This is a genomic window from Priestia sp. SIMBA_032, assembly GCF_046535215.1.
Taxonomy (GTDB): domain Bacteria; phylum Bacillota; class Bacilli; order Bacillales; family Bacillaceae_H; genus Priestia; species Priestia aryabhattai.
The window spans coordinates 1-504 of record NZ_JAWRXD010000107.1; the positions used below are offsets into that span (position 1 = coordinate 1).

The window sequence follows — 504 nt, forward strand, 5'->3', positions numbered from 1 at the left end:
CTATCACCTATCACCCATTAAGTTAATACTAGACATTAATGATCTAGATCGCGTTAACAAAAGAATACGCTCAATCATGAGCTACTTTAGAAAAACCCTACAACCTACTCCTATTAGCAAGTCCGCTATTGAAACCATAATTGGAATGTTAATCCCAAATGCGACCTACGCTCCTTGCTGGCACTCAAGAATAAACAGCGATAATAAACTATGGCTTCGACTTACACCCGAACAACAGGAGTGCATAGAGTGGACATTGAAAAATGATAGATTTTTAATTAGTGGTTGGCCAGGAACAGGAAAAACAGTTATAGCAGTAGAAACCGCCCGTAGACTCTCTGCTATAGGAAATTCCGTACTATGCATTACATTCAACTCACTTCTTGCTCAAAAACTTTCAAAAGAGCTAGCACAACATACCAACGCCCAAGTAACAACAATATATTCCCTGTGTTCAAAAGCCTCATCATACAACCGTGAAAAGGCAGATTTCACATCAGAATG

Annotated in this window: 1 protein-coding gene; it reads left to right on the forward strand. The window is 39.1% G+C overall.

Translation table 11 applies throughout. From position 1 onward, the window contains the following. Positions 1-256: 256 nt before the first annotated feature. Positions 257-504 (forward strand): DNA/RNA helicase domain-containing protein (locus tag SB717_RS33525; protein ID WP_410907117.1); only part of this gene is annotated, 248 nt, incomplete at its 3' end.